Origin of the sequence: Syntrophorhabdus sp. (assembly GCA_012719415.1) — a bacterium.
GTDB lineage: Bacteria > Desulfobacterota > Syntrophorhabdia > Syntrophorhabdales > Syntrophorhabdaceae > Delta-02.
Genome location: JAAYAK010000155.1, coordinates 1 through 1,834 on the forward strand (window position 1 = coordinate 1; position 1,834 = coordinate 1,834).

At 57.6% G+C, this 1,834-nt stretch carries 1 protein-coding gene; it reads right to left on the reverse strand.

Going from position 1 to position 1,834, the window contains the following annotated elements:
- Positions 1-1,834 (reverse strand): FtsX-like permease family protein (locus tag GXX82_09480; protein ID NLT23265.1); only part of this gene is annotated, 1,834 nt, incomplete at both ends.

Genomic DNA, 1,834 nt, shown 5'->3' on the forward strand with positions numbered 1-1,834 from the left:
CCGTAAGCGTCGTCAGCGCCGTTACCAGGTAGGGCCGTGCGGTAAAATGATAGAAGATGGTCCAGTTGAAGCTCTGGAGGTTGATGATCTTGATGAGGATGATGGCGAAGACGGTTCCGACAACGGTGCTCATGAGAAAACTTACGAGCCCGAGCCCCAGGCTTTCCGCGATGGTCATGCGGGCCACGTCGCCTGTCGAGAACCCCAGGGCACGGTAGATGCCGAACTCCTTCTGCCGTTCGACAAAAAGGGTCATCAATGCCCCGGCGATGCCGAAAAAGGCGACGATGACCGCCAGGATACGCATCGAGCGGGTAACAGCGAAGGTGCTGTCGAAGATATCGAGTATCCTTTTATGGAATTCCTCGCGGGTGGCGAAGGGAAGGCCAAGGGAGCGGGCCCTCAGTTTCACGTGATCGATGATCTTTGCGCGATCGGGATTGCCTTCGTCGATGAAGATGCCCAGACTGTTTATGGTCCTGTCACCAAAGAGCTTGAGATAGGTGGACCGGTCCATCATGATGACCCCGTGTTCCGAAGCGTAATCATAGAAGACGGCGCCTATGGATAGGCCCGCGGGGCCTTGAGCCGTCTCGATGGTGATCCGGTCACCCCTTTTGACGTTGAACCGCCGTGAGAAACTCTCGGAAATGATGGCCCCGCCCTGTTTAACCGGTTCCCAGTTCTCGTCCCCGCCCTCCAGCCAGCCGAACCGGTCGTATCGCTGAAGCACGGACGCGTCTATGGAGGTGATGGAGGCAGGTTTGCCCCTGAAGGTTATCGAGACGTTGCGAAAGACATCGATGCCGCCGATACCCGGTATCCTTTTCAGTTCTTCATAAAACTCTTCCGGAACGTTTACATCGGCCTTTGTGGAGACGTAGAGTTCGCCCCTGAGCTGGCTGTTCATCCACCACAGAAGGGATTGGCGAAAGCTGTCGATCATGGAGCCGAGGCCGATGGACATGGAAAGGGTGATCATGAAGGCGGCAACGGCAACGGAGGTCCTTCCCAGGTTCTCCCTGATGTTCCCGATGGCTATCTTGCCGGCGAGTCCCATGGCACGGGAAAAAAGACGTTTCATGGCAGGTACCAGCAGGATGATCACAAACCCCGCGAAAAGGCTGGCACCGAGAAGAAAGGCGAAGGCACCGGCAAAACCGATATAAACGTTCAGAAAAGAAAGCCCGAAAAGGGTGAGGGCCGCCGCCAGACAGACCAGTCCCGACAGTGCTATCGTCTTCATTCTTCTCGATGCGCCGCGGGAGGCTATCCTTCCCCGCATGACCTCGACGGGTTGGACGCGGCGAAGCTCGAGAAGCGATGGCAGACAGCCCACGATGCTGGCGGCGCAGCCGAGGAAAACCCCTCCCGCTAGGTTCCAGAAAGACCAAGGGAGTACGGAGGGTTTCAGGAAGAAGTAGAGCGTGCTTATGGTATTGCCGACAATCTTCACAAGAAACCCGTTCAGCAGGTAGCCGAGAACCCCGCCGAGGGCGCCCCCGGCGACGCCGAGAAGGAGGACCTCGACGAGAAAAGCTGCCGTGATCTGGCCGCGGGAGGCGCCGATGGCCAGCAGGATACCTGCATCCCTGCGCCTGCTTACCACGGCAAACATGGCCGTGTTGTAGATGAGGAAGACGCCGACAAATAGGGCAAAGAGCGATAATGCCTGAAGATTGAGCCTGAAGGCGCCAAGAAGCGCCGACAGGGTTTGCGCCTTCTGGGTGTTGGATTCGATCGTGAAACCCGTGGCCCATCGCCCGCGAAATGCATCTTCGTCGGTGACGACAAGATCGGCCCGGTCGACATACCCCCTCATACGAAAAAACTC